This is a genomic window from uncultured Allobosea sp., assembly GCF_945956895.1.
Classification (GTDB): Bacteria; Pseudomonadota; Alphaproteobacteria; order Rhizobiales; family Beijerinckiaceae; genus Allobosea.
The window spans coordinates 1-24,403 of sequence record NZ_CAMFJF010000029.1 but is presented as its reverse complement, the minus strand read 5'-3'; the positions used below and the strand labels follow the sequence as shown (position 1 = coordinate 24,403).

Annotated in this window: 20 protein-coding genes; 13 read left to right on the top strand and 7 right to left on the bottom strand. The window is 65.6% G+C overall.

The window, feature by feature from the left end; all coding sequences use genetic code 11:
• Positions 1–76: 76 nt before the first annotated feature.
• Positions 77–382 carry a hypothetical protein gene (locus Q0Q02_RS15630; RefSeq protein WP_293810671.1) on the top strand — a complete coding sequence of 102 codons (306 nt, stop codon included), beginning with the start codon at positions 77–79 and terminating at the stop codon, positions 380–382.
• An 89-nt stretch (positions 383–471) separates the two neighbouring features.
• On the opposite strand, the gene Q0Q02_RS15625 is transcribed toward Q0Q02_RS15630, so the two are convergent.
• The gene (locus Q0Q02_RS15625; RefSeq protein WP_293810670.1) at positions 472–870 is read right to left on the bottom strand and encodes a VOC family protein; all 399 of its coding nucleotides are present in this window, start codon (positions 868–870) and stop codon (positions 472–474) included.
• Between the two features lie 274 nt (positions 871–1,144).
• Here Q0Q02_RS15625 and Q0Q02_RS15620 point away from each other — a divergent pair, with 274 nt between their 5' ends.
• From Q0Q02_RS15620 to Q0Q02_RS15590, 7 genes are all read left to right on the top strand, one after another.
• Complete coding sequence (locus Q0Q02_RS15620; RefSeq protein ID WP_293810669.1) at positions 1,145–3,124, top strand: long-chain fatty acid--CoA ligase; 1,980 nt, start codon at positions 1,145–1,147, stop codon at positions 3,122–3,124.
• A gap of 17 nt (positions 3,125–3,141) precedes the next feature.
• Positions 3,142–3,936, top strand: coding sequence for an ABC transporter ATP-binding protein (locus Q0Q02_RS15615; protein WP_293810668.1), 795 nt, complete (start codon positions 3,142–3,144; stop codon positions 3,934–3,936).
• A 172-nt stretch (positions 3,937–4,108) separates the two neighbouring features.
• A complete protein-coding gene (locus tag Q0Q02_RS15610) occupies positions 4,109–5,023 on the top strand; it encodes a branched-chain amino acid ABC transporter permease (RefSeq protein ID WP_293810691.1) in 915 nt (304 codons plus the stop codon).
• A gap of 168 nt (positions 5,024–5,191) precedes the next feature.
• Positions 5,192–6,271, top strand: a complete 1,080-nt coding sequence (locus Q0Q02_RS15605) for a branched-chain amino acid ABC transporter permease (RefSeq protein WP_293810667.1) — start codon at positions 5,192–5,194, stop codon at positions 6,269–6,271.
• Positions 6,272–6,374: 103 nt separating this feature from the next.
• Positions 6,375–7,703 (top strand): ABC transporter substrate-binding protein, encoded by a 1,329-nt coding sequence (locus Q0Q02_RS15600; protein ID WP_293810666.1) that lies wholly within the window; start codon positions 6,375–6,377, stop codon positions 7,701–7,703.
• Between the two features lie 70 nt (positions 7,704–7,773).
• Complete coding sequence (locus Q0Q02_RS15595) at positions 7,774–8,619, top strand: ABC transporter ATP-binding protein (protein ID WP_293810665.1); 846 nt, start codon at positions 7,774–7,776, stop codon at positions 8,617–8,619.
• A gap of 43 nt (positions 8,620–8,662) precedes the next feature.
• A complete protein-coding gene (locus Q0Q02_RS15590) occupies positions 8,663–9,895 on the top strand; it encodes a phenylacetate--CoA ligase family protein (RefSeq protein ID WP_293810664.1) in 1,233 nt (410 codons plus the stop codon).
• A 128-nt stretch (positions 9,896–10,023) separates the two neighbouring features.
• Here Q0Q02_RS15590 and ung read toward each other — a convergent pair whose 3' ends face one another.
• Positions 10,024–10,722: a uracil-DNA glycosylase gene (ung, locus tag Q0Q02_RS15585; protein ID WP_293810663.1), complete on the bottom strand. Its 699-nt coding sequence runs from the start codon at positions 10,720–10,722 to the stop codon at positions 10,024–10,026.
• A complete protein-coding gene (locus tag Q0Q02_RS15580) occupies positions 10,719–12,239 on the bottom strand; it encodes a bifunctional UDP-sugar hydrolase/5'-nucleotidase (protein WP_293810662.1) in 1,521 nt (506 codons plus the stop codon). Before Q0Q02_RS15580 ends, ung begins: the two co-directional genes overlap by 4 nt.
• Before the next feature lie 285 nt (positions 12,240–12,524).
• Between Q0Q02_RS15580 and hemH the strand changes: the two genes are divergently transcribed.
• Positions 12,525–13,589, top strand: coding sequence for a ferrochelatase (hemH, locus tag Q0Q02_RS15575; protein WP_293810661.1), 1,065 nt, complete (start codon positions 12,525–12,527; stop codon positions 13,587–13,589).
• Between the two features lie 158 nt (positions 13,590–13,747).
• Here hemH and Q0Q02_RS15570 read toward each other — a convergent pair whose 3' ends face one another.
• Positions 13,748–14,638: an alpha/beta fold hydrolase gene (locus Q0Q02_RS15570; RefSeq protein WP_293810660.1), complete on the bottom strand. Its 891-nt coding sequence runs from the start codon at positions 14,636–14,638 to the stop codon at positions 13,748–13,750.
• 54 nt (positions 14,639–14,692) lie between these two features.
• Here Q0Q02_RS15570 and Q0Q02_RS15565 point away from each other — a divergent pair, with 54 nt between their 5' ends.
• Positions 14,693–15,190: a MarR family winged helix-turn-helix transcriptional regulator gene (locus Q0Q02_RS15565; protein ID WP_293810659.1), complete on the top strand. Its 498-nt coding sequence runs from the start codon at positions 14,693–14,695 to the stop codon at positions 15,188–15,190.
• A gap of 214 nt (positions 15,191–15,404) precedes the next feature.
• On the opposite strand, the gene Q0Q02_RS15560 is transcribed toward Q0Q02_RS15565, so the two are convergent.
• Positions 15,405–16,118, bottom strand: coding sequence for an orotate phosphoribosyltransferase (locus Q0Q02_RS15560; protein WP_265056738.1), 714 nt, complete (start codon positions 16,116–16,118; stop codon positions 15,405–15,407).
• Between the two features lie 374 nt (positions 16,119–16,492).
• Here Q0Q02_RS15560 and Q0Q02_RS15555 point away from each other — a divergent pair, with 374 nt between their 5' ends.
• Positions 16,493–17,725: an MFS transporter gene (locus tag Q0Q02_RS15555; RefSeq protein WP_293810658.1), complete on the top strand. Its 1,233-nt coding sequence runs from the start codon at positions 16,493–16,495 to the stop codon at positions 17,723–17,725.
• 230 nt (positions 17,726–17,955) lie between these two features.
• Here Q0Q02_RS15555 and Q0Q02_RS15550 read toward each other — a convergent pair whose 3' ends face one another.
• Together Q0Q02_RS15550 and Q0Q02_RS15545 are read right to left on the bottom strand one after the other, a co-directional pair.
• Positions 17,956–18,645, bottom strand: coding sequence for a response regulator transcription factor (locus Q0Q02_RS15550; RefSeq protein WP_293810657.1), 690 nt, complete (start codon positions 18,643–18,645; stop codon positions 17,956–17,958).
• On the bottom strand, positions 18,645–20,093 hold the full coding sequence (locus tag Q0Q02_RS15545) for an ATP-binding protein (RefSeq protein ID WP_293810656.1): 1,449 nt from the start codon (positions 20,091–20,093) through the stop codon (positions 18,645–18,647). The genes Q0Q02_RS15550 and Q0Q02_RS15545 overlap by 1 nt, the downstream gene beginning before the upstream one ends.
• Positions 20,094–20,378: 285 nt before the next feature.
• Between Q0Q02_RS15545 and Q0Q02_RS15540 the strand changes: the two genes are divergently transcribed.
• Positions 20,379–20,912 carry a hypothetical protein gene (locus tag Q0Q02_RS15540; protein WP_293810655.1) on the top strand — a complete coding sequence of 178 codons (534 nt, stop codon included), beginning with the start codon at positions 20,379–20,381 and terminating at the stop codon, positions 20,910–20,912.
• A gap of 255 nt (positions 20,913–21,167) precedes the next feature.
• Complete coding sequence (locus Q0Q02_RS15535) at positions 21,168–24,374, top strand: autotransporter-associated beta strand repeat-containing protein (RefSeq protein WP_293810654.1); 3,207 nt, start codon at positions 21,168–21,170, stop codon at positions 24,372–24,374.
• Positions 24,375–24,403 lie beyond the last annotated feature (29 nt).

Below are 24,403 nucleotides of genomic sequence, written 5' to 3'. Positions count from 1 at the left end.
GCAGCCAACACCCGCGTTCAGATTGCATTGCACCGGCATATGCTCTGATGACGCGCGTCAAAAGAAGGAGACGACCATGCGTGGAATTCTGATGGCCGCTGGCCTCGCTCTCGCTGCCTTCGCCGCAGCCCCTGCCGCAGCCGCGCCCGTGACGCTCCCGCAGGCCGAGGCTCTCGATCGCCTGCCTGCCGAATACACCCGCCATAACCGCGAGCACCGCATGTGGGAAATCGAGCGCAACATGGAGCGGCAGGAGCGATATGGCCGTCATCGCTACGGCCGCGACTATGATCGCGGTTACGGCTATGGCCGCCGCCATGGTGGCCCGCCGCCCTGGGCACCGGCTCAAGGCTATCGGCGTAACCACTACGAGCGCTTCTGAACGACCGCCGCTCCGGTTCAATTGCCCGCCATCTTCAGGATGGCGGGCATTTTCATGCTTTAGCGCGGCAAGTCCCGGAAGCGAAAACGCTACACCGGTTCGTTAAACACCGCCTCGATCGCATAGCCATCGGGATCGGCCACGAAAGCCGCGTAGTAATGCGGCCCGTAATGCGCGCGCAGGCCCGGCGCGCCATTGTCGCGCCCGCCCTGCCGAAGCGCAGCTTCATGGAAACGATCGACTGCCACACGATCCGGCGCGGCGAAGGCGAGATGGAAGCCCGGCCCCGGCGGCCGCTGCCCCTCCGGCTTGAGCTTCAGCGCGAGCTTGTCGCCCCCGCCCGGCAGGCCGTAGCCGACCGCCTGCCCCGCTTCGCCCGGTCGCAGATCAGACCAGACCCGGACATAGCCGAGCGGCGCCAGCACGGCATCATAGAAAGCACAGGCACGCTCGATATCGGAAACGCCGAAAGACAGATGATGCAGCATGAGTCGGTCCGCCATCGCGGCGAGAGCGAGAGCGCCCGCCGATTCAATCTACCGAATTCGTGAGGAAAATCAGGGCCGAAGCAGAAAAACCGCGCAACACAACTGCACGAAAAACAGACTTCGGCGGGACAATAGTCACCAAAAGGCGAATTGTCTGTCAAGCGGGTCCTTGCGAAGATGATGGCCGCCTGCAAGTCTTGCATGAGAACGAGGCCGGAAACCGGCCCGCGGAAGTCGCCACGACGCATGGCGGCTCGACAGGGAGAACGCAATCGTGGCAAGCGGCACCGCCGGCCGGGCGGATACCTTTCCGAAATTGCTGTTGCGCAACGCGAAGGAGCGCGCCTCGCGCGTCGCCTTCCGCCATAAGGACCTCGGCATCTGGCAGTCCTGGAACTGGGCAGAGGTCGCGGAGCATGTCCGCAACTTCGCCAAGGGCCTGCAGGACCTCGGCCTGAAGCGCGGCGAGAAGGTCGCGATCATCGGCCAGAACCGGCCGCGGCTCTACTGGTCGATGTGCGCGGCGCAATGGATCGGCGCCATTCCCGTCCCGGTCTATGCCGATGGCGTCGCCGAGGAGATGGCCTATGTCCTCGACCATGCCGAGGCGGTCTTCGCCGTGGTGCAGGACCAGGAACAGGTCGACAAGCTGCTCTCGATCGCCGATCGCCTGCCGCATCTCAGGCACATGCTCTATGACGAGCCGCGCGGCCTGCGCGACTACGACCACAGCAAGCTCCACGCCATCGAGACGGTGATCGCGGCGGGTAGCCGGGCGCTGAAGGATCCGCAGGCGCAGGCCGCGCTCGCCCGCGAGATGGACCAGGGCCAAGGCTCAGATCTCGGCATCATCCTCTACACGTCCGGCACCACCGGGCGGCCCAAGGGCGTGATGCTCAGCCATTACAACGTGCTGATCGCCGCCGAGATCGGCTGCGGCTTCGACGGACTCAACGAGACCGACGAGGTCATCGCCTACCTGCCGATCGCCTGGGTCGGCGACCACGTCTTCTCCTATGCGCAGGCGATGCTGGCCGGCTTCTGCGTCAACTGCCCGGAAAGCCTGGACACGGTGATCGACGACCGCCGCGAGGTCGGCACGACCTACGCCTTCGCCCCGCCGCGCGTCTTCGAGAACATGCTGACCGTGACCATGGTGCGCATGGAGGATGCAGGTGCGCTCAAGCGGAAGATGTTCCACTACTTCCTGGACGTCGCGAAGCGCTATGGCGAGCAGATCCTGAACGGCGAGAGCGTGCCGCTGAAGGGCCGCCTGCTCTACAAGCTCGGCGATTGGCTGGTCTACGGCCCCCTGCGCAACCGCTTCGGCCTGACCAACATCAAGGTCGGCTACACCGCGGGCGAAGCGATCGGCCCCGAGCTCTTCCGCTTCTACCGCTCGATCGGCGTCAACCTGAAACAGCTCTACGGCCAGACCGAGGCCGGCGTGTACATCACCATGCAGCCGAACGGCGAGATCAAGGCCGACACGGTCGGCAAGCCGGCGCCGATGGTCGAGATCCGCATCGACGACAATGGCGAGGTGCTCTACCGCTCGCCCTCGATCTTCGGCGGCTACTACAAGGACCCGGACAAGACCGCGGAAACCATGACCGCCGACGGCTATGTCCGCTCCGGCGATGCCGGCTTCTTCGACGATGGCGGGCACCTGAAGATCATCGACCGCGCCAAGGATGTCGGCAAGCTCGCGAGCGGCGACCTCTTCCCGCCGAAATACATCGAGAACAAGCTCAAGTTCTATCCGAACATCAAGGAAGCGGTCGCCTTCGGGCAGGGCCGCGACTACGCCACGGTGGCGCTCAACATCGACCTCGTCGCCGTCGGCAACTGGGCCGAGCGCAACAACGTGGTCTACGCCTCCTACCAGGAGCTCGCCGGCCACGATCTCGTCTACGACATGATCGCGAAACATGTCGACGAGGTGAACCGCTCGCTCGCCGCCGAGCCGATGATGGGCGGCGCCCAGATCAAGCGCTTCCTCATCCTGCACAAGGAACTCGACGCAGACGACGGCGAGCTCACCCGCACCCAGAAGGTCCGCCGCGGCTTCATCGCCGAGCGCTACGCCCCGCTGGTCACGGCGCTCTATGACGGTTCGGACGCCGCCGACATCTCGACCGAGGTCACCTTCGAGGACGGCCGCAAGGGCGTGATCGCGGCTCGTGTGAAGGTGCGCGACGCCAAGATCTACCCGACCGGACAGGAGGCGCCGTCCTCGGCGAAGGCGGCATGAACGCGGAGCCGATGAACGTGACGGGCACCCCCATCCGCGGCAAGGGCGAGGTCCTGCTCTCGGTCGAGAACATCTCGCTGCGCTTCGGCGGCGTGAAGGCGATCACCGATGTCTCCTTCGACATCCGCAAGGGTGAGATCCGCGCCATCATCGGGCCGAACGGCGCTGGCAAGACCTCGATGCTGAACTGCATCAATGGCTTCTACCAGCCACAGGAGGGCCAGATCGTTTTCAAGGGCGAGCGCCGCGCCAAGATGCGCCCGCATCGCGCCGCCGCCGGCGGCATCGCCCGCACCTTCCAGAACGTCGCGCTGTTCAAGGGCATGTCGACGCTCGACAACATCATGACCGGCCGCACGCTCAAGATGAAGAAGGGCTTCTTCTGGCAGGCACTGCGCCATGGCCCGGCGATGCAGGAGGAGATCGCGCATCGCCGCATCGTCGAGGACATCATCGACTTCCTGCAGATCGAACACATCCGCAAGCTGCCGGTCGGCAAATTGCCCTACGGCCTGCAGAAGCGCGTGGAGCTTGGCCGCGCGCTGGCGATGGAGCCGGAGTTGCTGCTGCTCGACGAGCCGATGGCCGGCATGAATCTCGAGGAGAAGGAGGACATGTGCCGCTTCATCCTCGACGTGAACAACCAGTTCGGCACCACCATCGCGTTGATCGAGCACGATATGGGAGTGGTCATGGACCTCTCCGACCGCGTCGTCGTGCTCGAATACGGTCGCAAGATCGCCGACGGCACGCCCGAAGAGGTCAAGGCCGACCAGCGCGTCATCGATGCCTATCTCGGCGTGGCGCATTGAGGAGCGTGGAGACATGAGCGACATCGCCACCCGCCCCGCCCCGAACCTTCTCGCCAACCCGCTGGTCAAGGCCGGGCTGATCGTCGCGGCCATCCTCGCCGCGCTCGCCATCGGTGTCCGGCTCGACCCCACCAACACGCTCTATGCGATCTTCGTCGATCCGTTCCAGCAGATGGTCCAGGCGCCGGACCTGCTGGTGCAGACGGTCTGGGAAGGCCTCGTCTCCGGCGTGCTCTATGCGCTGATCGCGCTCGGCTTCGTGCTGATCTTCAAGGCTTCGGGTGTGTTCAACTTCGCCCAGGGCATCATGGTGGTGTTTGCGGCGCTCACTCTGGTCGGCCTCTACGAGAAGGGCGTGCCGGCCTTCCTCGCCGTCATCATCACCCTCGGCGTCATGTTCGCGCTCGCCGTCACCATCGAGCGCGTGGTGCTGCGCCCGCTGGTCAACCAGCCGGACATCATCCTGTTCATGGCCACCTTCGGCATCACCTATTTCCTGATCGGCTTCGGCGAATCGCTCTTCGGCGGCAGCCCCAAGCAGATGATCGCCGAGCAGCTTTACCTGCCGAAGGGCGCCATCGACCTGCCGATTCTCGGCGGGCTCGTCTCGCTGCAGAAAATCGACATCGCCGCCGCCCTCATCGCCTCGCTGATGATCGCCGCGCTCGCTGCCTTCTTCCAGTACACCCGCATCGGCCGCGCGCTGCGCGCCGTCGCCGACAGCCACAAGGCCGCGCTCTCGGTCGGCATCTCGCTCAACCAGATCTGGGTGATCGTCTGGTTCACCGCCGGCATCGTCGCGCTGATCACCGGCATCATGTGGGGCGCCCGCTCGGACGTCTCCTTCGCGCTCGAGATCGTCGCGCTCAAGGCCCTGCCGGTGCTGATCCTCGGCGGCTTCACCTCGATCCCCGGCGCCATCGTCGGCGGTCTGATCATCGGCATCGGCGAGAAGCTGGGCGAGTTCTACTGGGGTCCGCTGATCGGCGGCGGCATCGAGAGCTGGCTCGCCTATTTCATCGCCCTCGGCTTCCTGCTGTTCCGGCCGCAAGGCCTGTTCGGCGACAAGATCATCGAGAGGATCTGATGGCTGCGCGGACGAACCTCTCCGTCATTCCGGGGCAGGCCGCAGGCCTGAGCCCGGAAGCCAGAACCGCAGGCGGCTCCGGCAAGGGCACGACCTCTTCGCAACCGACAATGTTCATGGATTCCGGGCTCGGCGCTTCGCGCCGCCGCGGAATGACGAGGTAAGCACATGCTCTACCGCGAAGCCGGCCAATACAAATCGACCTACGCCGCCGACATGGCTGTCTTCCCGCTGCGGGAAGACAGGATCGGGGTCGGCGTCATCCTGGCGATCGCTCTCGTCGCGATCCCCTTCCTGGGCAGCGACTTCTTCATCGCTTCGGTGATGATCCCCTTCCTCGTCCTCTCCCTTGCTGCGATCGGGCTCAACATCCTGACCGGCTATACCGGGCTGATCTCGCTCGGCACCGCCGCCTTCATGGGTGTCGGGGCCTATGCCTGCTACAAGCTCACCACCTTCTTCCCGAACGTGAACATCATCATCCTGATCCTGATGTCAGGGTTGTTCTCGGCCGGGATCGGCGTGCTCTTCGGCCTGCCTTCGCTGCGCATCAAGGGCTTCTATCTGGCCGTGGCCACGCTCGCCGCGCAGTTCTTCCTGCAATGGGCCTTCGTGCGCGTTCCCTGGCTGTTCAACTACAATGCCTCGGGTGCGATCGAGGTGCCGCAGCGCACGCTCTTCGACATTCCCCTGACAGGTGCTGCCGCGACACCTGAAACACGTTATTTCGTCTGCCTCGGCCTCGTCGTGGTGCTGACCTGGTTCGCCTCCAACATCGTCCACGGCAAGCTCGGCCGCTCCTGGATGGCGGTGCGCGACATGGACATCGCCGCCGAGCTGATGGGCATCAAACTGCTCAACGCCAAGCTGATGGCCTTCGCCGTCTCCTCCTATTTCTGCGGCGTCGCCGGCGCGATGATGATCTTCCTCTGGTACGGCGGCGGCGAGGCGAACGACCTCTTCACCATCCGCCTCTCCTTCAACATCCTGTTCATGGTCATCATCGGGGGGCTCGGCTCGCTGATCGGCTCCTTCTTCGGCGCGGCCTTCCTCTCGATCCTGCCGACCGCGCTGAAGTTCGGCCTGCCGGCGCTCGGCGTTCCGATCGGTGGTGCGACGGCCGAGCACGTCACCTTCATGCTGGTCGGCGCGCTCATCATCCTCTTCCTGATCATCGAGCCGCACGGCCTCGCCCGGCTCTGGCAGATCGGCAAGCAGAAATTGCGGACGTGGCCCTTCCCCTACTGAGGCTGGGGGCGGGCCCAAGAAACGACCGGCGACGCTGAAGCGCCGGCGCTGAAAGACCGATCCGGCACAGGCCCGGTCGGGAGGAAACGAACGGAGGAAGTCCATGAAGACCAGCATTCTGATGAAGGGCGCGGCGCTCGGGGCCCTGCTCGCAGCCGGTGCCGTCGCTCCGGCCCTGGCGCAGGACAGCATCTACTTCGCCAACAACGCCTATCGCACCGGCCCGTTCTCCGGCTCGGGCATCCCGATCGGCGACGGCATGCGCGACTACATCGCCATGATCAACGAGCGCGACGGCGGCGTGAACGGCGTCAAGATCGTCTATGAGGAGTGCGAGACCGGCTACGACACCAAGAAGTCGATCGAGTGCTACGAGCAGGCCAAGTCGAAGAACACCATCGTCTACTCGCCGTGGTCGACCGGCGCGACGCTGGCCGCGATCCCGCGCGCCCATGTCGACAAGATCCCGATCCTGTCGATGGCCTATGGCCTGTCCTCTTCGGCCGACGGCACGAACTTCCCCTGGGTCTTCATCCCACCCTTCACCTACTGGGACGGAGCCTCTGTCATGGTGAAGCACATGGCGGCCGAACTCGGCGGCATGGACAAGCTCAAGGGCAAGAAGCTCGGCCTGATCCATCTCGACGCACCCTTCGGCAAGGAGCCGATCCCGGTGCTCGAGAACCTCGCCAAGAAGTACGGTTTCGAGCTGAAGCTCTATCCGGTGGCCGCCGCCGACATGCAGAACCAGGGCTCGCTCTGGCTCTCGATCCGCCGCGACCGGCCGGACTTCCTCTACAACCAGGGCTGGGGCGCGATGAACCCCACCGCGGTCAAGGAAGCGGCCAAGAACAACTTCCCGATGAACAAGCTGGTCGGCGTCTGGTGGGCCGGCGGCGATGACGATGCCCGCGCCGGCGGCGAGCAGGCCAAGGGCTACAAGTCGCTGAGCTGGACGCTCTCCGGCACCGAGGCGCCCGCGATGCAGGACATCCTCAAGCACGTCGTCGACAAGGGCAAGAGCACGACGCCGAAGGAGAAGGTCGGCGAAGCGCTCTACAATCGCGGCGTCTACAACGCGATGCTCGTCGTCGAGGGCATTCGCAACGCACAGAAGCTCACCGGCAAGAAGGTGATCAACGCCGAGGACATGCGCCGCGGCCTGGAATCGCTCAACCTCACCGAGGCGCGCCTCAAGGAAATCGGACTGGGCGGCTTCGTCACGCCAACCACGATCTCCTGCACCGACCATTCCGGCCACAGCAAGATGTTCGTCTCCGAGTGGGACGGCGCCAAGTGGACAAAGAAGGGCGACTGGGTCGAGCCTCTGAAGGACGAGGTCCGCCCGCTGATCGAGTCCAACGCCAAGGACTATATCGAGAAGGCCGGCAATTGGCCCAAGCGCACCGAGTCCTGCGAGAAGTCGTCCTGATCTGACGGCAGCCGGCGGCGGAATCCCCGCTGCCGGCATCCCTTCGATACCGATTGTCCGGGAGAGGCCGATGTCGACCGCCACCCTCGAAAAGCCAACCGCCGCGACCGCGAGCGACACCATCCTGTCGCTCAACAATATCGAGGTCATCTACGACCATGTCGTGCTGGTGCTGAAGGGCGTCTCGCTCACCGTGCCCCGCCAGGGCATCGTTGCGATCCTCGGTGCCAATGGCGCCGGCAAGACCACGACGCTGAAGGCGATCTCCAACCTGCTCAAAGCCGAGCGCGGTGAGGTCACCAAGGGCTCGATCGTCTTCGACGGCGAGCGCGTCGACAAGCTCTCGCCCAACGAGCTGGTGCGGCGCGGTTGCATCCAGGTCATGGAAGGCCGGCACTGCTTCGGCCATCTCTCGATCGAGGAGAACCTGCTCACCGGCGCCTTCACTCGCCGCGACGGCAATGCCGCGATCAAGCGCGACCTCGAGAAAATCTACACCCTGTTCCCGCGGCTGAAGCAGCGCCGGGGCTCGCAGGCCGGCTACACCTCCGGTGGCGAGCAGCAGATGTGCGCCATTGGCCGCGCCATGATGTCGAACCCCAAGATGATCCTGCTCGACGAGCCCTCGATGGGTCTCGCCCCGCAGATCGTCGAGGAGATCTTCGAGATCGTCCGCCAGCTCAATGCCGACGAGGGCGTCTCCTTCCTCGTCGCCGAGCAGAACACCAACATGGCGCTGCGCTACGCCACCTATGGCTACATCATGGAGACTGGCCGCGTCGTCATGGACGGCGAGGCCAGGATGCTGCGCGAGAACGAGGACGTGAAGGAATTCTATCTCGGCGTCGCCGAGGGCAACAAGAAGTCCTTCCGCGAGGTGAAGAGCTACAAGCGCCGCAAGCGCTGGCTGTCGTGACCCCTAGCGATCCGGCACCGCACCCGACAGACGAGACCTTGCCATGACAGAGCACCACGACGCGCTCGAAACCCGTTCGCCTGCCGTGCGCGAGGCCGATCTCTTCGCCCGCCTGCCGGCGGTGCTGGCAGCGGCGATGCGGGCGCCGGCCTATGCCGAAAGGCTTGCCGGGATCGACCCTGCCGCCATCACCGACCGCAAGGCGCTGGCCAGCCTGCCGATCCTCCGCAAGGCGGAACTCCCTGCCCTGCAGAAGGCCGCCCTGCCCTTCGGTGGCTTCGTCGCGGAACAGCCCGGCTCCTTCGGTCGGCTCTTCACCTCGCCAGGCCCGATCTTCGAGCCGGAAGGCACCGCAAGCGACGCCTGGGGCGCCGCACGCGGCCTCTACGCCGCCGGCTTCCGGGCCGGCGACATCGTGCTGAACACGCTGAGCTATCACCTGACGCCGGGCGGCTTCATCCTGGATTCCGCCGCCCGTGCGCTCCATTGCGCCGTGATCCCGGCTGGCCCCGGCAATACCGAGCAACAGATGGAGGTGATCTCCGCCTATCGGCCGAGTGCCTATGTCGGCACACCCGACTTCCTGAAGATCCTGATCGAGGCGGCCGAGACGCGCGGCGTCGACATCTCCTCGATCAAGCGCGCTGTCGTTTCCGGCGCCGCCTTCCCGCCCTCGCTCCAGGCCTGGGTCAGGGAGCGCGGCATCGACGCCTACCAGCTCTATGCCACCGCCGATGTCGGCGTCATCGCCTATGAGACCTCTGCTCGCGAAGGCATGGTTCTGAACGAGAACCTGATCGTCGAGATCGTCCGGCCCGGCACGGGAGACCCCGTCCCCGAAGGCGAGGTCGGCGAGGTCGTGATCACCAATCTCGACCCTCATCATCCCCAGATCAGGCTCGCGGTCGGCGACCTCACCGCCGCACTGCCGGGTGTCAGCGCCTGCGGGCGTAGCAACACCCGGATCAAGGGCTGGATGGGCCGCGCCGACCAGACGGCGAAGATCAAGGGCATGTTCGTGCGTCCCGAACAGGTCGCCGAGATCGCCAAGCGCCATGCCGAGATCGCCAAGCTGCGTCTCGTCGTCGGCCGCGCCAACGAGACCGACACGATGACGTTGAAGGCCGAGATCTATGCCGAGCCTGCAGGCTTCGTCGACGCGATCTCCTCGACCTTGCAGCAGGTGACGAAGCTCAAAGGGGCGGTGGAGATTCTGCCGCTCGGCGCGTTGCCGAACGACGGCAAGGTCATCGCCGATGAGCGGCCGGTGGGGTAAAGTCCCGTCCTGCAGCGAGCTGAGCCGTCATGCTCGCCCTTGTGGCGAGCATCCACGTCTTGAACACAGCATTGCATCGGTGAAGACGTGGATGGTCGGGACAAGCCCGACCATGACGACAGCGTCCTTCACCAAGCGATCGGCTTCTCCCCCTGCCCCTCCAGCCAGGCGTTCGCCCGGCTGAACGGCTTCGAGCCGAAGAAGCCGCGCCGCGCCGAGAGGGGCGAGGGATGCGCGCTGGCGATCACCAGATGCCGGCTCTCGTCGATCAAGCCTCGCTTGGCTTGCGCCGGGTTGCCCCAGAGCAGGAACGCGACATGCGGCTGCTGGCGCGAGACCGCCGCAATCACCGCATCGGTCACCGCGCCCCAGCCGAGCGAGAGATGCGAGCCGGCCTTGCTCGCGCCCTCCCGCACCGTCAGCGCGGTGTTGAGCAGCAGCACGCCCTGTTTCGCCCAGCGCGTCAGGTCTCCGTCCAAGGACGCAGGTTCGGCCAGATCCTCCGCCCGCTCCTTGTAGATATTGACGAGCGAACGCGGCAGCGGCGGCGGGCCGACATAGGAAAAGGCGAGCCCGTTGGCATGGCCCGGCGTCGGATAGGGGTCCTGTCCCAAGATGACGGCCCGGACCGTGTCGAGCGGCGTCAGAGCCAGCGCGGCGAAGACCCGCTCCGGAGCCGGCGCCACGACGTGCCCCGCCAACCGCTCGGCATCGACGGCTGCGCAGGCCCGCGCGGCTGCTCCAGCAGCAGAGAAGACCGGCAATTCGCGCCAGCCCCGTGCCCCCTCGCTCGCCAGGAAGGCCGCGAGCGCTGTCTTGCAGCTCACTTCAGGACCGCCCGCCCCTCGACCTTGGCGTCGACCGTGCCGAGCTTGCGGACATAGACCATCACCTCGTTCGCCATCAGCTTGCCGTCGGTGAGGCCGAGCAACGTCCGGCCGCGACCGAGCGCCGTGTAGCCGTCGCCGCCTTCCAGCATGAAGTTGTTGGAAGCCACGGTGTACTTGGCCGCGGGATCGATCGGCTTGCCGTCAACCGTGACCGCGGTGACGCGCGAACCCTGCGGCTGCTTGAGATCGGCCTCGAACTTGAGCCCGGAGACGACGGGGAAGCGCCCGGCGCCCTGCGGCGCATCGCGCAACCCGTTCTCGATCGCGTCCTTCACGTCCTTGCCGGTGATCTCGACCATCACCGTGGCATTGCCGAAGGGCAGCTCGCTCAGCACGTCGCGGCGCGTGAGTTTCTGCCCGGCCGCATATTGCTTGTTGGCACGAATGCCGCCGGCATTGGTGATGGCAAGCTGGGCGCCGGTCGCGGAGCGGATCGCATCGGCGATCAGGTTGCCGATCGCGGTCTCCTGCGTACGGATGACACCGGTACGGGAATCGAGCGGTGCCGCGAGCGTCGCGATATCGACGTCGAGCTCCTTCGACAGCTCCGATTCGTAACCTTTCACGATGGCCGCGACATCCGGGTCCGGTGTCGCCGAGCGGGAATCGTTGACGCGGAAGGTCGGCGTCCACGAGACCTGCCGCGCGGCGCCCTCGCCCCGGACGCTCACGGCGATGTCGATCGCGGTGACGTAATTACCCTCCTCGTTCGACTCGACCATCACGACCTTGCCGTCATAGGCGATGGCGAGGTCATGGTCGTGGCCGGTGAGCACGATGTCGACGACGCGAGAGCGCACGATCTCGTAATCCATGGCCCGGTCGGCATGGACGACGGCGACGAGGATATCGGCGCCCTGCCCCTTCAGGGTCTTGGCCTCGCGGCGCAGCGCCTCCATCGTCGAGGAGAATTTCAGGTCGCCGGGATTCGAGAGCTGGGGCGTCGGATCGAAGGTCGTGCCAATGACCCCGACCTTGATGCCGCCGAGTTCAAAGATCTGCGAATCCTTGTGACCGGGCAACACGTTCCCGCCGGCGTCGCGCAGATTGGCGGCGAATGTCGGATAGGTCTGCGCCGCCGTCAGCTTGAGATAGTTGTCCTTGCCGAAATCGAATTCGTGGTTCCCGGGCACGAAGACGTCGAGGCCCATCTTGTTCTGCATGGCGACGATATGCGCGCCCTGGTCGAAGCCCGACATCAGCGAGGGCGAGTAGCAATCGCCCGCATGGCAGAACAGCACCGGCACGCCCCTCGCCCGCTCGGCCTTGGCAATCCCTGCGGCGCGGGCGAAGCCGCCGCGCCCCTTGTCGTCGCTCATCTTGTAGATGTCGTTGACGAGCAGGAGCGTGAAGCTCGGCGCCGGCTGCTGGGCCATCGCCACGGGCGCGGTCGCGGCGAGCGTCGCCGGAGCCGCCAGAACGCCGAGAGCCTTGCGGCGGGTGAGCTTCGTCATGGCGGGCGCCCCTTATGTCTTGAGAACGACGCCAGACTAGCAAGACCGGGGCCGGGCTGGCCAGAGGCCGAGATGTCCGAGGAAGCCGACGGCGGCAATGTCGCACCTCGCCTTTCGGAGGGCTTCAAGGCTGGACGAAAGCGCGAACTCGTCTAAATCACGAGGGCAGAGCATCGGACCGAAAAGTGGATTCCGGTTTTCGGAGAAATCCGATGCTCCCGAAAGAGATAGATCGCCACCTCGCGCCCGGTAGGACGCGCGGCGATCTAAGGAGAGCCTGCGCTCATGACCGCTGACATTGCCACGGCGTCCAGCCGCGAGACCGCTTCGCTGCCGTCGGATCATCCCAAAGTGCAATACGGACGCATCGGCGTGCTGCTGATGAATCTCGGCACGCCCGAGGGCACCGGCTACTGGCCGATGCGCGCCTATCTCAAGGAATTCCTCTCCGACCGCCGCGTCATCGAGGAGCCCCGCTGGAAATGGTGGCCGATCCTCAACCTGATCATCCTGTCGACGCGGCCGGGCCGGAAGGGCAAGGACTACGCCTCGATCTGGAACAAGGAACGCGACGAGGGTCCGCTCAAGACCATCACCCGCTCGCAGACCGAGCAGCTCGCCGAGCGTCTGAAGCCGCTCGCCGGCGAGCGCGTCGTCTTCGACTGGGCGATGCGCTACGGCTTCCCCGATGTGAAGAGCCGCTTGAAGGCGCTGCTCGACCAGGGCTGCGACCGCATCCTGCTGGTACCGCTCTATCCGCAATATGCCGCGCCGACCTCCGCCACCGCCTGCGACCAGGCCTTTCGCGCGCTGATGGAAATGCGCTGGCAGCCTTCGGTGCGCGTCGCCCCGCCCTATCACGACGACCCCGTCTATATCGGCGCGCTCGCCCGCTCGATGCGCGCCTCGCTGGCGAAGCTCGACTTCGAGCCCGAGGTCATCCTTTGCTCCTTCCACGGCATGCCGAAGGAATATCTGCTGAAGGGCGACCCCTATTACTGCCAGTGCGTGAAGACCTGGCGCCTGCTGCGCGCCGAGCTCGGCCTTTCCGAGGAACAGTTCCCGCTGACCTTCCAGTCGCGCTTCGGCCCGGACGAGTGGCTCCAGCCCTATACCGACGAGACGGTGAAGGCGCTGGCGCAGGCCGGCAAGAAGTCGATGGCAATCGTCGCGCCCGGCTTCTCGGCCGATTGCCTGGAGACGCTGGAAGAGCTCGACGGCGAGAACCGCGAGATCTTCCTGCATCATGGCGGCGAGAAATTCGCCTATCTGCCCTGCCTGAACGATTCCTGCGAAGGCATCGACGTCATCGCCGAGGTCGTCCAGCGCGAATTGATGGGCTGGCTCTGAGCTGGTTCTTCGTGATTTCTGACGGAACCGCGTCGTCATCCCGGACAAGCTGCGCAGCAGCGCCGAGCCGGGATCCATCGTAGAGCTCCGGAGTCCTTCGATGGATCCCGGGGCAAGCCCGGGATGACGGTCGTGGTTCCGAGAAAACTCGGCGCTTTTTAGCCCTCGCCTGCGAGAAAGCGCACCACGCTCTCGGCCACCGGCCGCGCCTTCAGGATACGGCGATGGCCGAGGCCTTCCGTCGCCTCCAACCGGACGAACGGACCGACTTCAGCCAGTGCCTGCGCATGCTGGAAACCGAGCTCGCGATCCTGCCGGTCATGGATCACCAGCGTCGGCAGCCCGATCGTCTTGAGCTGGAGAGGCGCCTCGAAAGCCTCCACCGGATTGCCGGCGACGACATGGATGCGCCGTTCCAGCGCAGCCTGTCCGCGCCTGCCGAGACCGATGGCCTGGCCGAATTGCCGGGTGATCCCGGTGATCGAGGACGGCGCGGCGATCAGGACGAGCCGGTCCGCGCTGACCGCCGGCTGCCCCCTGACCGAGCCTGCCAGCGCCGCGAGTGTGATCGCGCCACCGAAGGAATGCGTGACGATCGCGCGGAACGGCCCGAACACCCGCGCCACGGCGGCGAGGCTCGCGACGCCGAGCGGAATGTTGAGTTCGCGCCCGGTCGAGGCGCCATGGCCGGGCAGGTCGAAGGCGACGACCCGATAGCCCACGGCTAGCAGTGGCTCGACGAAACCCGCCATGGAGGCCGCATCGCCGGTCCAGCCATGGACGAGCAGCACCGTGCGGGTCGCAATGCCCGTTTCCGATTCGAAGACATAGGCCTGCGCGCTCCCGCAAGGGAACGGAATCGCGCGCAGGCTTGCCTGCTGCAATCGCGCGGGCAGCGCCTGCTCGCTCGCCTTGCCGTTTCCGTTTCGCTTTGCCGGCCTCGGCGGGGTACAGAAGAGGCGGAAGGCCAGCCGCCCCGTCGCGCCCGGGGCGACGAAGCTCGCCGCCCGGACCAGCGGGCGCATGTAACGGAGGGCGGAAGCGCTCATGGCGAAGATCCGATCTTGTTCAATGCTGAACTATTATGTTCAGCCATGAACAAAATGCAAGAGCCTTCTGTCCAAAGCCCGGCCCAGGTCCTGCCCTGGGAGCTGCCGCGCTTCCGCAACTGGATCGCCGTCGCCCGCGCCCATAGCCTGTGGGAGAAGGTCTTCACCGAGGCCCTGACGCCGCTCGATATCCAGCTCGCGCATTACGACGTGCTCGCCAATATCTTCCACACGCCCGGTCTCTCGCAGCAGGCGCTGGCCGAGAAGCTGCTGGTCGGGCGCAGCGCCATGAGCATGCTCCTGCCGGTGCTGGAGAAGCGCGGCCTGATCGAGCGCCGCAATGACGAGGCCGACAAGCGCCTGCGCCGGCTCTGGCTCACGCCGGCAGGCGAGGCGCTGACCCGCAAGGCGATGGCGGTCCATGTCGCCGAGATCGAGGCGATGATGCAGGTGCTCAGCGACGAGGAGTGCAATGCCGCGGGCGAAGCGATGCGCCGCGTCGGCAAGGCGCTGGAAGCGCGCAGCAGCGCAGCGGCGAAGGGCACGATTTGAAGGGCGCTACTTGAAGGGCGTCATCCCGTGCGCGCTGCGGCACGCAAGTGCCGCTGCGCAGACACGGGACCGCAGGACGAGAAGGCTCTTTCAAGCGAAAGGGCGCCCCCTTGCATCAGAGAGCGCCTTTACCGGAAAACGGTCCCGTGTCTGCGCAGCAGCACTTGCGTGCCGCAGCGCGCACGGAATGACACCCAGGCGCGAAGCTTAAGCCTCAGGCCGGCTTCTTTTCCTCGCCGAAGGCCGAGATGCCGCCATGCTTGGCCGACCAGGTCGCCGGGTCGTTCAGGAAGCTCTCGACCTCGGCCAGGATCTTCGGCTCGAAATGGCCGCTGTCCTTGGCGACGGCGAGCACGTCCCACCAGGTCGTGAGATAGTGCAGGTTGATGCCGATCTCGGTCATCAGCTCACGGCTCTTCGGGAAGATGTCGTAGTAGAACAGCACGAAGCAGTGCTGCACGTCGGCACCGGCATTGCGCAGCGCCTCGGCGAAATTGACCTTGCTGCGCCCGTCCGTCGCGAGGTCCTCGACCAGCAGCGTGCGCGCGCCCTCGACCACCGAGCCCTCGATCTGGGCATTGCGGCCAAAACCCTTCGGCTTCTTGCGAACATACTGCATCGGCAGCGAGAGGCGGTCGGAGATCCAGGCGGCGAAGGGGATGCCCGCCGTCTCGCCGCCGGCGATGATGTCGAGCGACTCGTAGCCGATATCGCGCACGATCGTCGTCGCCGCGAAATCGATCAGCGTCGAGCGCAGGCGCGGATAGGAGATGATCTTGCGGCAGTCGATATAGACCGGGCTTGCCCAGCCCGAGGTGAAAAAGAAGGGCTTGTCGCTGTAGAAATGCACCGCCTTGATCTCGAGCAGCATCTTGGCCGCTTCACGCGCGATCACCGTCCTGTCGGTGGGGGTGAACAGGTTGGACATGGCGGTGTCTCCGGGCTGAGCGACGCCGCTCGCCGGGAACGGCAAGGGCGCAGGGGCTGGTCGAATTGGCAAACGGCCCCTTCTGATCGCCCTCGCCCGACAGGTCAATCCCTCCACCGAGCGATTTTCACCACGGCTGGCGCACCTATTCCACCATCCATGGCCCTCTATCGCCGATCAGGCCGCAGGATCCCCCGGCGTTGCCGAAAAACGACCGCTGTCGCGTTTCCCACGACATCCACAGGCTGACTCACCGGCGATCGTTGCGCCGGCTCAAACCACATGAGATGCGAAATGATCCGAATTTCGACGATGCCATGCCGGCACCGTCGCTCCGCGGGGCTTGGCCGGAGCAGCAGCAAGGGGCTTTCACCATGAGCAATCTTCAGGCAGCGGCCGCCGCTGCGCCGACCGAGGTGGACGACAAGGCGCGCAAGGCCTTGTGGGGTGCTGCCATCGGCTATGCCATGGACGGGTTCGACCTGCTGATCCTCGGCTTCATGCTGCGCGCGATCTCGGCCGATCTCCAGCTCAGCCAGGCACAGGCCGCTTCGCTGGTCACCGCGACGCTGGTCGGTGCCGTGCTCGGCGGCATCGGCTTCGGCATGCTCTCCGACCGCATCGGCCGTGTCCGCGTCCTGACCTGGACGATCGTCCTCTTCGCCGTCTTCACCGGCATGTGCGCGCTCGCACAGGGTTACTGGGACCTGCTGCTCTACCGCACCATCGCCGGCCTCGGTCTCGGCGGCGAGTTCGGCATCGGCATGGCGCTGGTTGCCGAGGCCTGGCCGGCCTCGAAGCGGGCGCGTGCCTCCTCCTATGTCGGGCTCGGCTGGCAGGTCGGCGTGCTCGCCGCCGCGCTCGCCACCCCGCTGCTGCTGCCCTCGATCGGCTGGCGCGGCATGTTCGCCATCGGCATTCTGCCGGCGGTCGCCGCCTATTTCATCCGCCAATCCCTGCACGAACCCGAGGTCTTCGTCGCCCGCTCGAAGGATCGACCGAAGCAATCGGCACTGCGCCTGCTGGTCAAGGACCGTGAGACTGCCAAGCTCAGCCTCGGCATGGTCATCCTCTGCTCGGTCCAGAACTTCGGCTATTACGGGGTGATGATCTGGCTGCCGAACTATCTCGCCACGCGGTTCGGCTTTGCGCTGACCCAGTCGGCGATCTGGACGGCGGTGACCATCGGCGGCATGGCGCTCGGCATCTTCGCCTTCGGCCATATCGCCGACCGGATCGGGCGTCGCCCGGCCTTCTTCGGCTACATGATCGGCGCCGCGGTGATGGTGATGGTCTATTCGCGCCTGACCGACCCGTTCCAGCTTCTCGTCGGCGGCGCGGTGATGGGTTTCTTCGTCAACGGCATGCTCGGCGGCTATGGCGCGCTGATCAGCGAGCTCTTCCCGACCGCGGCGCGCGCCACCGCCCAGAACGTGCTGTTCAATATCGGCCGCGGCGTCGGCGGCTTCGGCCCGGTCGTGGTCGGTGCGATCGCAGCCGCCTACGGCTTCCAGACCGCGATCGCCCTGCTCGCCACCCTCTACATCCTCGACCTGATCGCCATGTGGCTCCTCATCCCCGAGAAGCGCGGCGCTGAGCTGGAATGAGCCGACAGGACGCAAACAGCCGCGAACACATCAGGAGGGCGCCACGGGGCGCCCTCTTGCGTTTGAAGCCGAGAGCTCCCGGCGATGGCGTGAGAAGGCCTGGAAAAACAAAAAGCGCCGGCAGGCCCGGCGCTTGGATGCTTCTCAAGTCCTGAGATGGCCTGGAGGGGCGAAGGAGCGCGGTCAACCCGCACGGCCGATACGGACACCCGCAACCGTTCCATGGATGCTCATTCCACAATGGTTGTCGCCGTGAAGGTGTAGCCGACGCCGTAAACGACCTTGATCGGTGCCGGCAGGCTGGTGCTGTCCTCGATCTTGCGCCGCAGCCGGCTGACGATGGCGTCGAGGTGACGGTTGCCGAAACTCGACCTGGGGCGGGCGAGCGTCTCCATCAGGTCTTCGCGCTGGCAGGTGCCACCGCGGCTGCACAGCGCGCTCATGAAAGCGTACTCGGTCGCGGTCAGTTTTAGCGAGCGGTGATTGGGGGCGGTCAGGAACCAGTTCGTGCCGTCGAGCACCCATCGATCGCCTTGGCTGTTCGCAGGCGTCGGCAGGGATCCGTTTCGCCGCAGCAGGCTGCGGGTCGCGGCCTCGATCTCGCGCAGCGTGCTGTGCTTGACGAGATAGATATCGGCGCCGCTCTCGAAGCCACGAATGCGGTCGTCGCTGTCGCCGAGCGCCGTCAGCATGATGATGCCGCAGCGATGGGTTCTGCGGATCTGGCTCGCAAGCTCGAAACCGTTGCCGTCCGGCAGCCCGACATCGAGGATGATGACGTCCGGCGCGGGGCCTTCCTCCAGGGTCTGCTGCAGCTCATACGCCGTGCCGACACCGCTGGCCGCGAACCCGCACAGCCCCAGGAAATCGACCAGATCCTTGCGCAGCCTGGTTTCGTCCTCGACGATCAGAATATGCATCACGCTGTCGTCTCCCCGGGCAGATCGGCGCCAGAGACCTCACGCGACGAAGGCAGGCGCACGACGGCCATCGTGCCCTGCCCGCCATTGGGGGCAAGCCGCAACGTTCCGCCGTGATAGGCCAGAAACCTGTGCGCAGCATAGAGTCCGAGGCCGGTTCCCGCGCTCGCCTTGGCATTCGAAGCCCGAAAGAAGCGGCGGCCGATCCTGCTCGCCTCGTCGCCGGGAATGCCGATGCCCCGGTCATGAACGCGGATCACCACGGCCCCCTCTTCTTCCCGGGCTTCGATGCGGATCGCAGGGTCTTCCGGCGCGTATTTCAAGGCATTGTCGATCAGGTTGATCATCACCGTTCCGAGCATTTCCGGGTCGGCATGAAGAGAGGCGGCTTCGTCCGCCACGACGAAGCGCAGACGATCACCGCGCGCCGTCATGTCGAAATGCAGCCGGACGTCCCCGATCAGGGCACCGAGTTGCAGCGGCTCCGGCTGAAAGCCATTCTCCCGGTCATCCGCCATGAACCGGTCGATCAGGGCGAAGAGGCGGTTGAGCGCCTCTCCAATGCCGGACAGGCGCTCTCGGGTCGCCTCGGGGGACCTGTCGCCGACGAGGCCGATCATCTCGACGGCGTTGCGGATGATGGCAAGCGGCGTGCGGAACTCATGGCTGACGACGCGCATGAAATCGGCCTGCTCGTCCCGCGCGGCGCGCTCGGCCTCGAGGCTGGCATTCAGCCGGCTTTCGAGCTTGCGTCGCTCCTCGACCTCCCGCAGCAGGGCATCATGGTTCCTGCGCAGGTCGGCGGAGAGTCGCGCGCTGACCATGAACAGCAGGCAGGTGAAGAACGCGATCAGAAAAAGCGTGCCCTGCAACAGATACCAGGCGTTTCGGTCGGCCAGGACCGGGCCGCTGTCGAAATCGGCAGGCAGGCGATATTCGGTAACGCTCTGCAGGATGCTGGCCGCCATATACTCGACAAGAAGGCCGATGGTGATCCAGCGCAGGAGCGAAGGCTGCGTCCTGTCCCGCAAGAGACCCCGGCACATCACAGACATCATGATGACCGTGAAGACCGTCGAGCTGTGAATGCGGATCGCGATGTTGTCGGTGTCGATCGCCACAGCCGCGCTCCAGACCGCGATCTGGCAGACGAGGAGCGAGACGCCGATCCAGGTGTAGCGCGGTTGCCCCAGGAAGCGGGCCGATCCCTCCGCAAGCAGGACGAGCCCAAGCTTGATGACGGTGTTGTGCAGCACGATGGCCAGGGCACCCGGCTCCGGGCCGCGGAGGATCATCAGAAGCAGGCCGAGGGCGATGGCCCCGAAGCCTGCGGCGAGAAACTTGAGCTCGTAGAGATGGCGCCATGCCCGCCATACGAAGACCCAGGCGGCCGCCTGCAGGCTTGCAGTCGCCAAGGCCACGATCAGAACCGTTTTGAGATCAAGCATCTCGCCGCTTTCTCATGAACCCTCCAAGCCAATACTCGATAATAGATAAAATTATACCCTTTAGAACACTTGCAGAAATCCGATAAAGGCGGCGAAAAGTAAGATTCTGTCAGAATATGAATGCATTCATCAGTAGAAATTCTCATCTAATTCGGCTTATTCAACAAGAAGCACAGTTGGCATTCTTGACTGCCGCCGGGTTGGTCGACCGCGACGTGGCAGCGGCCCGATCGCAGCGCGAAAAGAAAGCCTGCCAAAATCAATCTCGCTGGGGGGAGATTGCGGATGCCCGCTCGCGCGCTGATCGCGGCCTTCAAGTCCAGGTTTCTTCAAGCATGGACCTCCGGCTGGTCGGTCCCCACTGACGAGGTCTTCGTCTCGGCGCGGCTGCAGTCGCGTGATGTCGACGCGGGAGGCGACATCGCCGAATCCTGGTTGCGGATGGCGGCACGGTCCGTCGCTGTGAAATGGCGCGGCGAGGTGTGCGGGGTTCACCGGGGCGGGATTCGGAGCGTGGTGGTCGCCGGAGCCGGGCTGCCGCAACCGGCGTCGATCAGGGCGCGCGGAGCCGTGCATGTAACGGCCCGCTACTGCGGCCGGCTTCCGGGTGGAGGCTTCTGCTTTCGGCATAGCCTCTGCGATACCAGGGGCTCCGAGGTCCTGCATTTCGTCTCTCAGATTTATTTCAACCCGCCACCGGATCTCCCGGCATATCCGGCGCTGAAATTCGATTTCGACGATGATTCTCGAGATTTGTATCAAATCACCTTGCGGTCAGCCACAGCCTACCCAAATTTATCCGGCGACGGCTTCGTTTGAAATTCGATTGTTACTCAGAGTTATACAAGGTTACATGCCGCAACGGCAGATATTTTGTAAGAATCTGTTAGAATTCAACTGAATTCAACGGTGGCCATGCCGGTAGCGGGATTCTAAATCTGAAGCGACTTGTTTCGGTCTCCGTCAGGTGGAGAACCGGAACTGCCGACGTGGCGCCGAGCGCGGCGTCGCGGACAATGTCGCGAGATGAGGGGCGGGCGGGTCCTTGAACCCGTAGCCGGCAAGAGGGGTTCGATGACGCTTCGCAGCCGCGGTTTGCCGATGTGCTCCCTCGCACCCTGCAACGCCACGACGCCGATGACCTCCCTGCCAGGATCGAACGCCGTCTCTCCCGGCAGTGCCGCTGGAGACATCCGCACTTTCTCCAATTCCCTGGCGCGGCGGCGCAGGAACCTGTGCACGACGACCTCCCGGGTCTGCCTGGTGCTCGCCTTGTCGCTTGGAGCGGGATTGTCGCTATGGCCGCAAGCCGTGACTGCGCAGCAGATCACCCAGGGCGGCGGCAACGGCTCTGGCAACGCCTTCGGGCTCGGCGGCATCGCGGGCGGCGGAGGCGGGAGCGGCGACCGCAGCGCCGGCATTTCGGGGGGCGATGGTGGTTCGGCAGCACAGACGCCCGGTGGATCGGCCACGGCTGGGAGTGCCGGCGCCAATGACGTCGGTGGGTCCGGCGGAGCAGGCGGGGCGCCGGGCGCTCCCAATGACCTGGCTGCCGGTGGCGGTGGCGGCGGCGGCCATGGCGGTTATGATCCCGGATTCCCCAGCAATGGCGGAGCGGGCGGAGCCGGCGGCGGCGGCAACCTCCTCACGACAACCTCTCCGCTCTCCCTCGGCTCGGCTTATGCTGGTGGCACAGGAGCGACCGGGTCCTTTGGCGGCTCCCCAGCGGGCAGTGGCGGCGGTGGCGGTGGCGGTGGCGGCCTCATCCTGACGGGTGCCGGCGTCACCATGAATACGAACGGGTTCGCTGTCTCGGGCGGCGCGGGCGGAGGCGGTGCGGGCGCTGGCGGCGGCGGCGCCGGGCTGGTGCTGCTGAACGGCGGCACGATCACCGTCGCGGCCGGAGCGGGCGGCACCAGCGTCATTGCCGGCGGCCAGGGCAGTAACGAATATGAGGGCGGGCACGGCGGCGCCGGACTGTTCCTGTACAATGGCGGCAGCTTGTCCCACCAAGCCGGCTCGATCACCGGCGGCGCGGGCGGGGGGTGGGCCTGGGCCGGCTCCGGCGGTGCCGGTGTGCTGAGCAATCTCGGCATCATCGACAATCGGGCCGCGATCGCAGGCGGCAAGGGAGGCGACTCGAACGCAGGCGGGACTGGCTACGGCCGAGGCGGCGCCGGCTTGGAAGCCTGGGGCGGCTCGATCGCCAACACGGCGAGCGGCACCATCACAGGCGGAGCGGGCGGTAACCAGTCCGATAACAACCCTGTCTATGTCGCGGGCGTTGGCGGGGCCGGCATCGTCTTCCGGGACGGCCAGACCGCCAGCCTGGACAATGCCGGAGCGATTTCCGGCGGCAATGGCGGCATCGCCGTTTCCAGCAGCCACGGCGTTGGCGGTGCCGGCATCGTCGGCGCGGCGAGCGGCGGCATCTCGATCGTCAACTCAGGGTTGATCGCGGGTGGGCTGTCCGGCGACGGCGTGACGCGCGCCAATGCGGTCGAGCTCTTCGGCAGCAACAACCGCTTCGAGATCCGGGCGGGCGCGAGGACCGACGGCGATGTCGTGGTCCAGGGCGGTGGCGCCAACAATGTGCTGGCGCTGGGCGGCGCCGCGGATGGCAGCGTCAATATCGGCAACCTTGTGAACTCGCATACCGGCTTCACGGCTTGCGAGAAGACGGGTTCGTCGACGTGGACGCTGTCGGGCGCGGGCAACCAGAACTGGGCCATCCGAGAGGGGATTCTAAGTGGCAATTCCTCCAGCATGGCCGGCGATCTCGCCTTCGATACGGGGGTGGGCACGCGCGGCGTCGTCTTCGTCCAGGGGACGGGTGGCATCTATTCCGGGACGATCTCGGGGGATGGCAGCTTCACCTTGACCGGAGCGGCTGGCGGCGGCCTCACTTTGACGAGGGCGCAGAGCTACACCGGCATGACCACCATCAACGCCGGCACCTTGCGCATGGGCGTGGCCAACGCCTTGACCGCTTCGGCCGGCCTCCAGCTCATTGCAGGTAGCTGGGACCTCAACGGCTACGATCAGACCGTGAAGGGATTGGCGGGGAATCCCGGTACGGACGTCGCTCTCGGCAGTGCGACGCTGACCGTCGATAACGCCGGCAATACTGCTTATTGGGGCAGCATTTCCGGTGCGGGCGGCCTGACCAAGACAGGGTCCGGCATTTTCGAGCTCAATGGCACCAACACCTATTCGGGTGCGACGAATGTCGCTTCCGGGTTCATGAGGATCGGGACCGGCGGCAGCCTCCTCAACTCAGCCGCGGTCAACATCTCCAACGGCGCGCATCTCAGCGTCGGCGGGCCCAGCGCCCTGTCTCCCACGGTGGCCGTCAGCCTGACCGGCGCCGGCTCGCTGTTGTCTTTGACAGCCGGCCAATCGATCGGCTCGCTCGCCGGCACGGCGGGCACGGGCGTTTGGCTCGACCCGGGCATGATGCTGACGACGGGTGGAAACCACACAAGCACCGTCTTCAGCGGCAATCTCGGCCCCAATGGCGAGGGCTCCCTCACCAAGATCGGCACGGGCGCGTTCACCCTGGCCGGAACGAACGGCTATACCGGCGCGACGACGGTGAATGCCGGCTCGCTGATCGTGAACGGCTCGATCGCGTCCTCCTCCGGCGTGACGGTTGCGGCCGGCGCTGCGCTCGGCGGCACCGGCGTGGTTCCGACGACAGTGCTCAACGGCGGCACGCTCTCGCCCGGCAATTCGCCGGGCACGCTGACGGTCAACGGCAACCTGACCTTCAACCCCGGCTCGATCTATCTCGCCGAAATCCAGGGTGCGAATGCGGACCGTGTCAACGTGACCGGCACGGCCGCCTTGGCGGGCACGTTGCGGCTGGCGCCGCTCGGCGGTGCCTATGTGTTCAACAGTGCCTATACGCTGCTCTCGGCGGCAGGTGGACGAACGGGCACGTTCAGCCCGGTGGATACGACCGGAACCTTCGGCGACGGCGTGACCACGACGGTGAGCTATACCGCGAACGACGTATTGCTGACATTGGCGCCGAGGCCTCTGACGCCTGGAATTCCTGGGCCCCCCGGCTCGCCGACGCTCGGCGTGACCCATCCGCGCAATGCCTATGCCATCGCACGCTCGATCGACACGGCCGTGGAAAATGGCGGCGACCCATCCTCGCTGTTCGGGATCTACAACCTGCCGGCGGCCGCGATTCCGGCCGCGGTGAACAGCCTCTCGGGCGAGGTACATACGGCTGCTCCTGCGATGGCGCTGTTGATTTCCGCCGAGAAGTGACCCTGGGTTTCCACTGAGAAGTGACCCGC

Coding starts and splice junctions, on each gene's coding strand:
- Q0Q02_RS15600 (WP_293810666.1), top strand. CDS start 6,375: ATGAAGACCAGCATTCTGATGAAGGGCGCGGCGCTCGGGGCCCTGCTC.
- Q0Q02_RS15565 (WP_293810659.1), top strand. CDS start 14,693: ATGCAAGAGCCTTCTGTCCAAAGCCCGGCCCAGGTCCTGCCCTGGGAG.
- Q0Q02_RS15535 (WP_293810654.1), top strand. CDS start 21,168: ATGACGCTTCGCAGCCGCGGTTTGCCGATGTGCTCCCTCGCACCCTGC.
- Q0Q02_RS15570 (WP_293810660.1), bottom strand. CDS start 14,638: ATGAGCGCTTCCGCCCTCCGTTACATGCGCCCGCTGGTCCGGGCGGCG.
- Q0Q02_RS15550 (WP_293810657.1), bottom strand. CDS start 18,645: ATGCATATTCTGATCGTCGAGGACGAAACCAGGCTGCGCAAGGATCTG.
- hemH (WP_293810661.1), top strand. CDS start 12,525: ATGACCGCTGACATTGCCACGGCGTCCAGCCGCGAGACCGCTTCGCTG.
- Q0Q02_RS15625 (WP_293810670.1), bottom strand. CDS start 870: ATGCTGCATCATCTGTCTTTCGGCGTTTCCGATATCGAGCGTGCCTGT.
- Q0Q02_RS15560 (WP_265056738.1), bottom strand. CDS start 16,118: ATGTCCAACCTGTTCACCCCCACCGACAGGACGGTGATCGCGCGTGAA.
- Q0Q02_RS15555 (WP_293810658.1), top strand. CDS start 16,493: ATGAGCAATCTTCAGGCAGCGGCCGCCGCTGCGCCGACCGAGGTGGAC.
- Q0Q02_RS15545 (WP_293810656.1), bottom strand. CDS start 20,093: ATGCTTGATCTCAAAACGGTTCTGATCGTGGCCTTGGCGACTGCAAGC.
- Q0Q02_RS15595 (WP_293810665.1), top strand. CDS start 7,774: ATGTCGACCGCCACCCTCGAAAAGCCAACCGCCGCGACCGCGAGCGAC.
- Q0Q02_RS15630 (WP_293810671.1), top strand. CDS start 77: ATGCGTGGAATTCTGATGGCCGCTGGCCTCGCTCTCGCTGCCTTCGCC.
- Q0Q02_RS15610 (WP_293810691.1), top strand. CDS start 4,109: ATGGTCCAGGCGCCGGACCTGCTGGTGCAGACGGTCTGGGAAGGCCTC.
- Q0Q02_RS15540 (WP_293810655.1), top strand. CDS start 20,379: ATGCCCGCTCGCGCGCTGATCGCGGCCTTCAAGTCCAGGTTTCTTCAA.
- Q0Q02_RS15605 (WP_293810667.1), top strand. CDS start 5,192: ATGCTCTACCGCGAAGCCGGCCAATACAAATCGACCTACGCCGCCGAC.
- Q0Q02_RS15590 (WP_293810664.1), top strand. CDS start 8,663: ATGACAGAGCACCACGACGCGCTCGAAACCCGTTCGCCTGCCGTGCGC.
- Q0Q02_RS15580 (WP_293810662.1), bottom strand. CDS start 12,239: ATGACGAAGCTCACCCGCCGCAAGGCTCTCGGCGTTCTGGCGGCTCCG.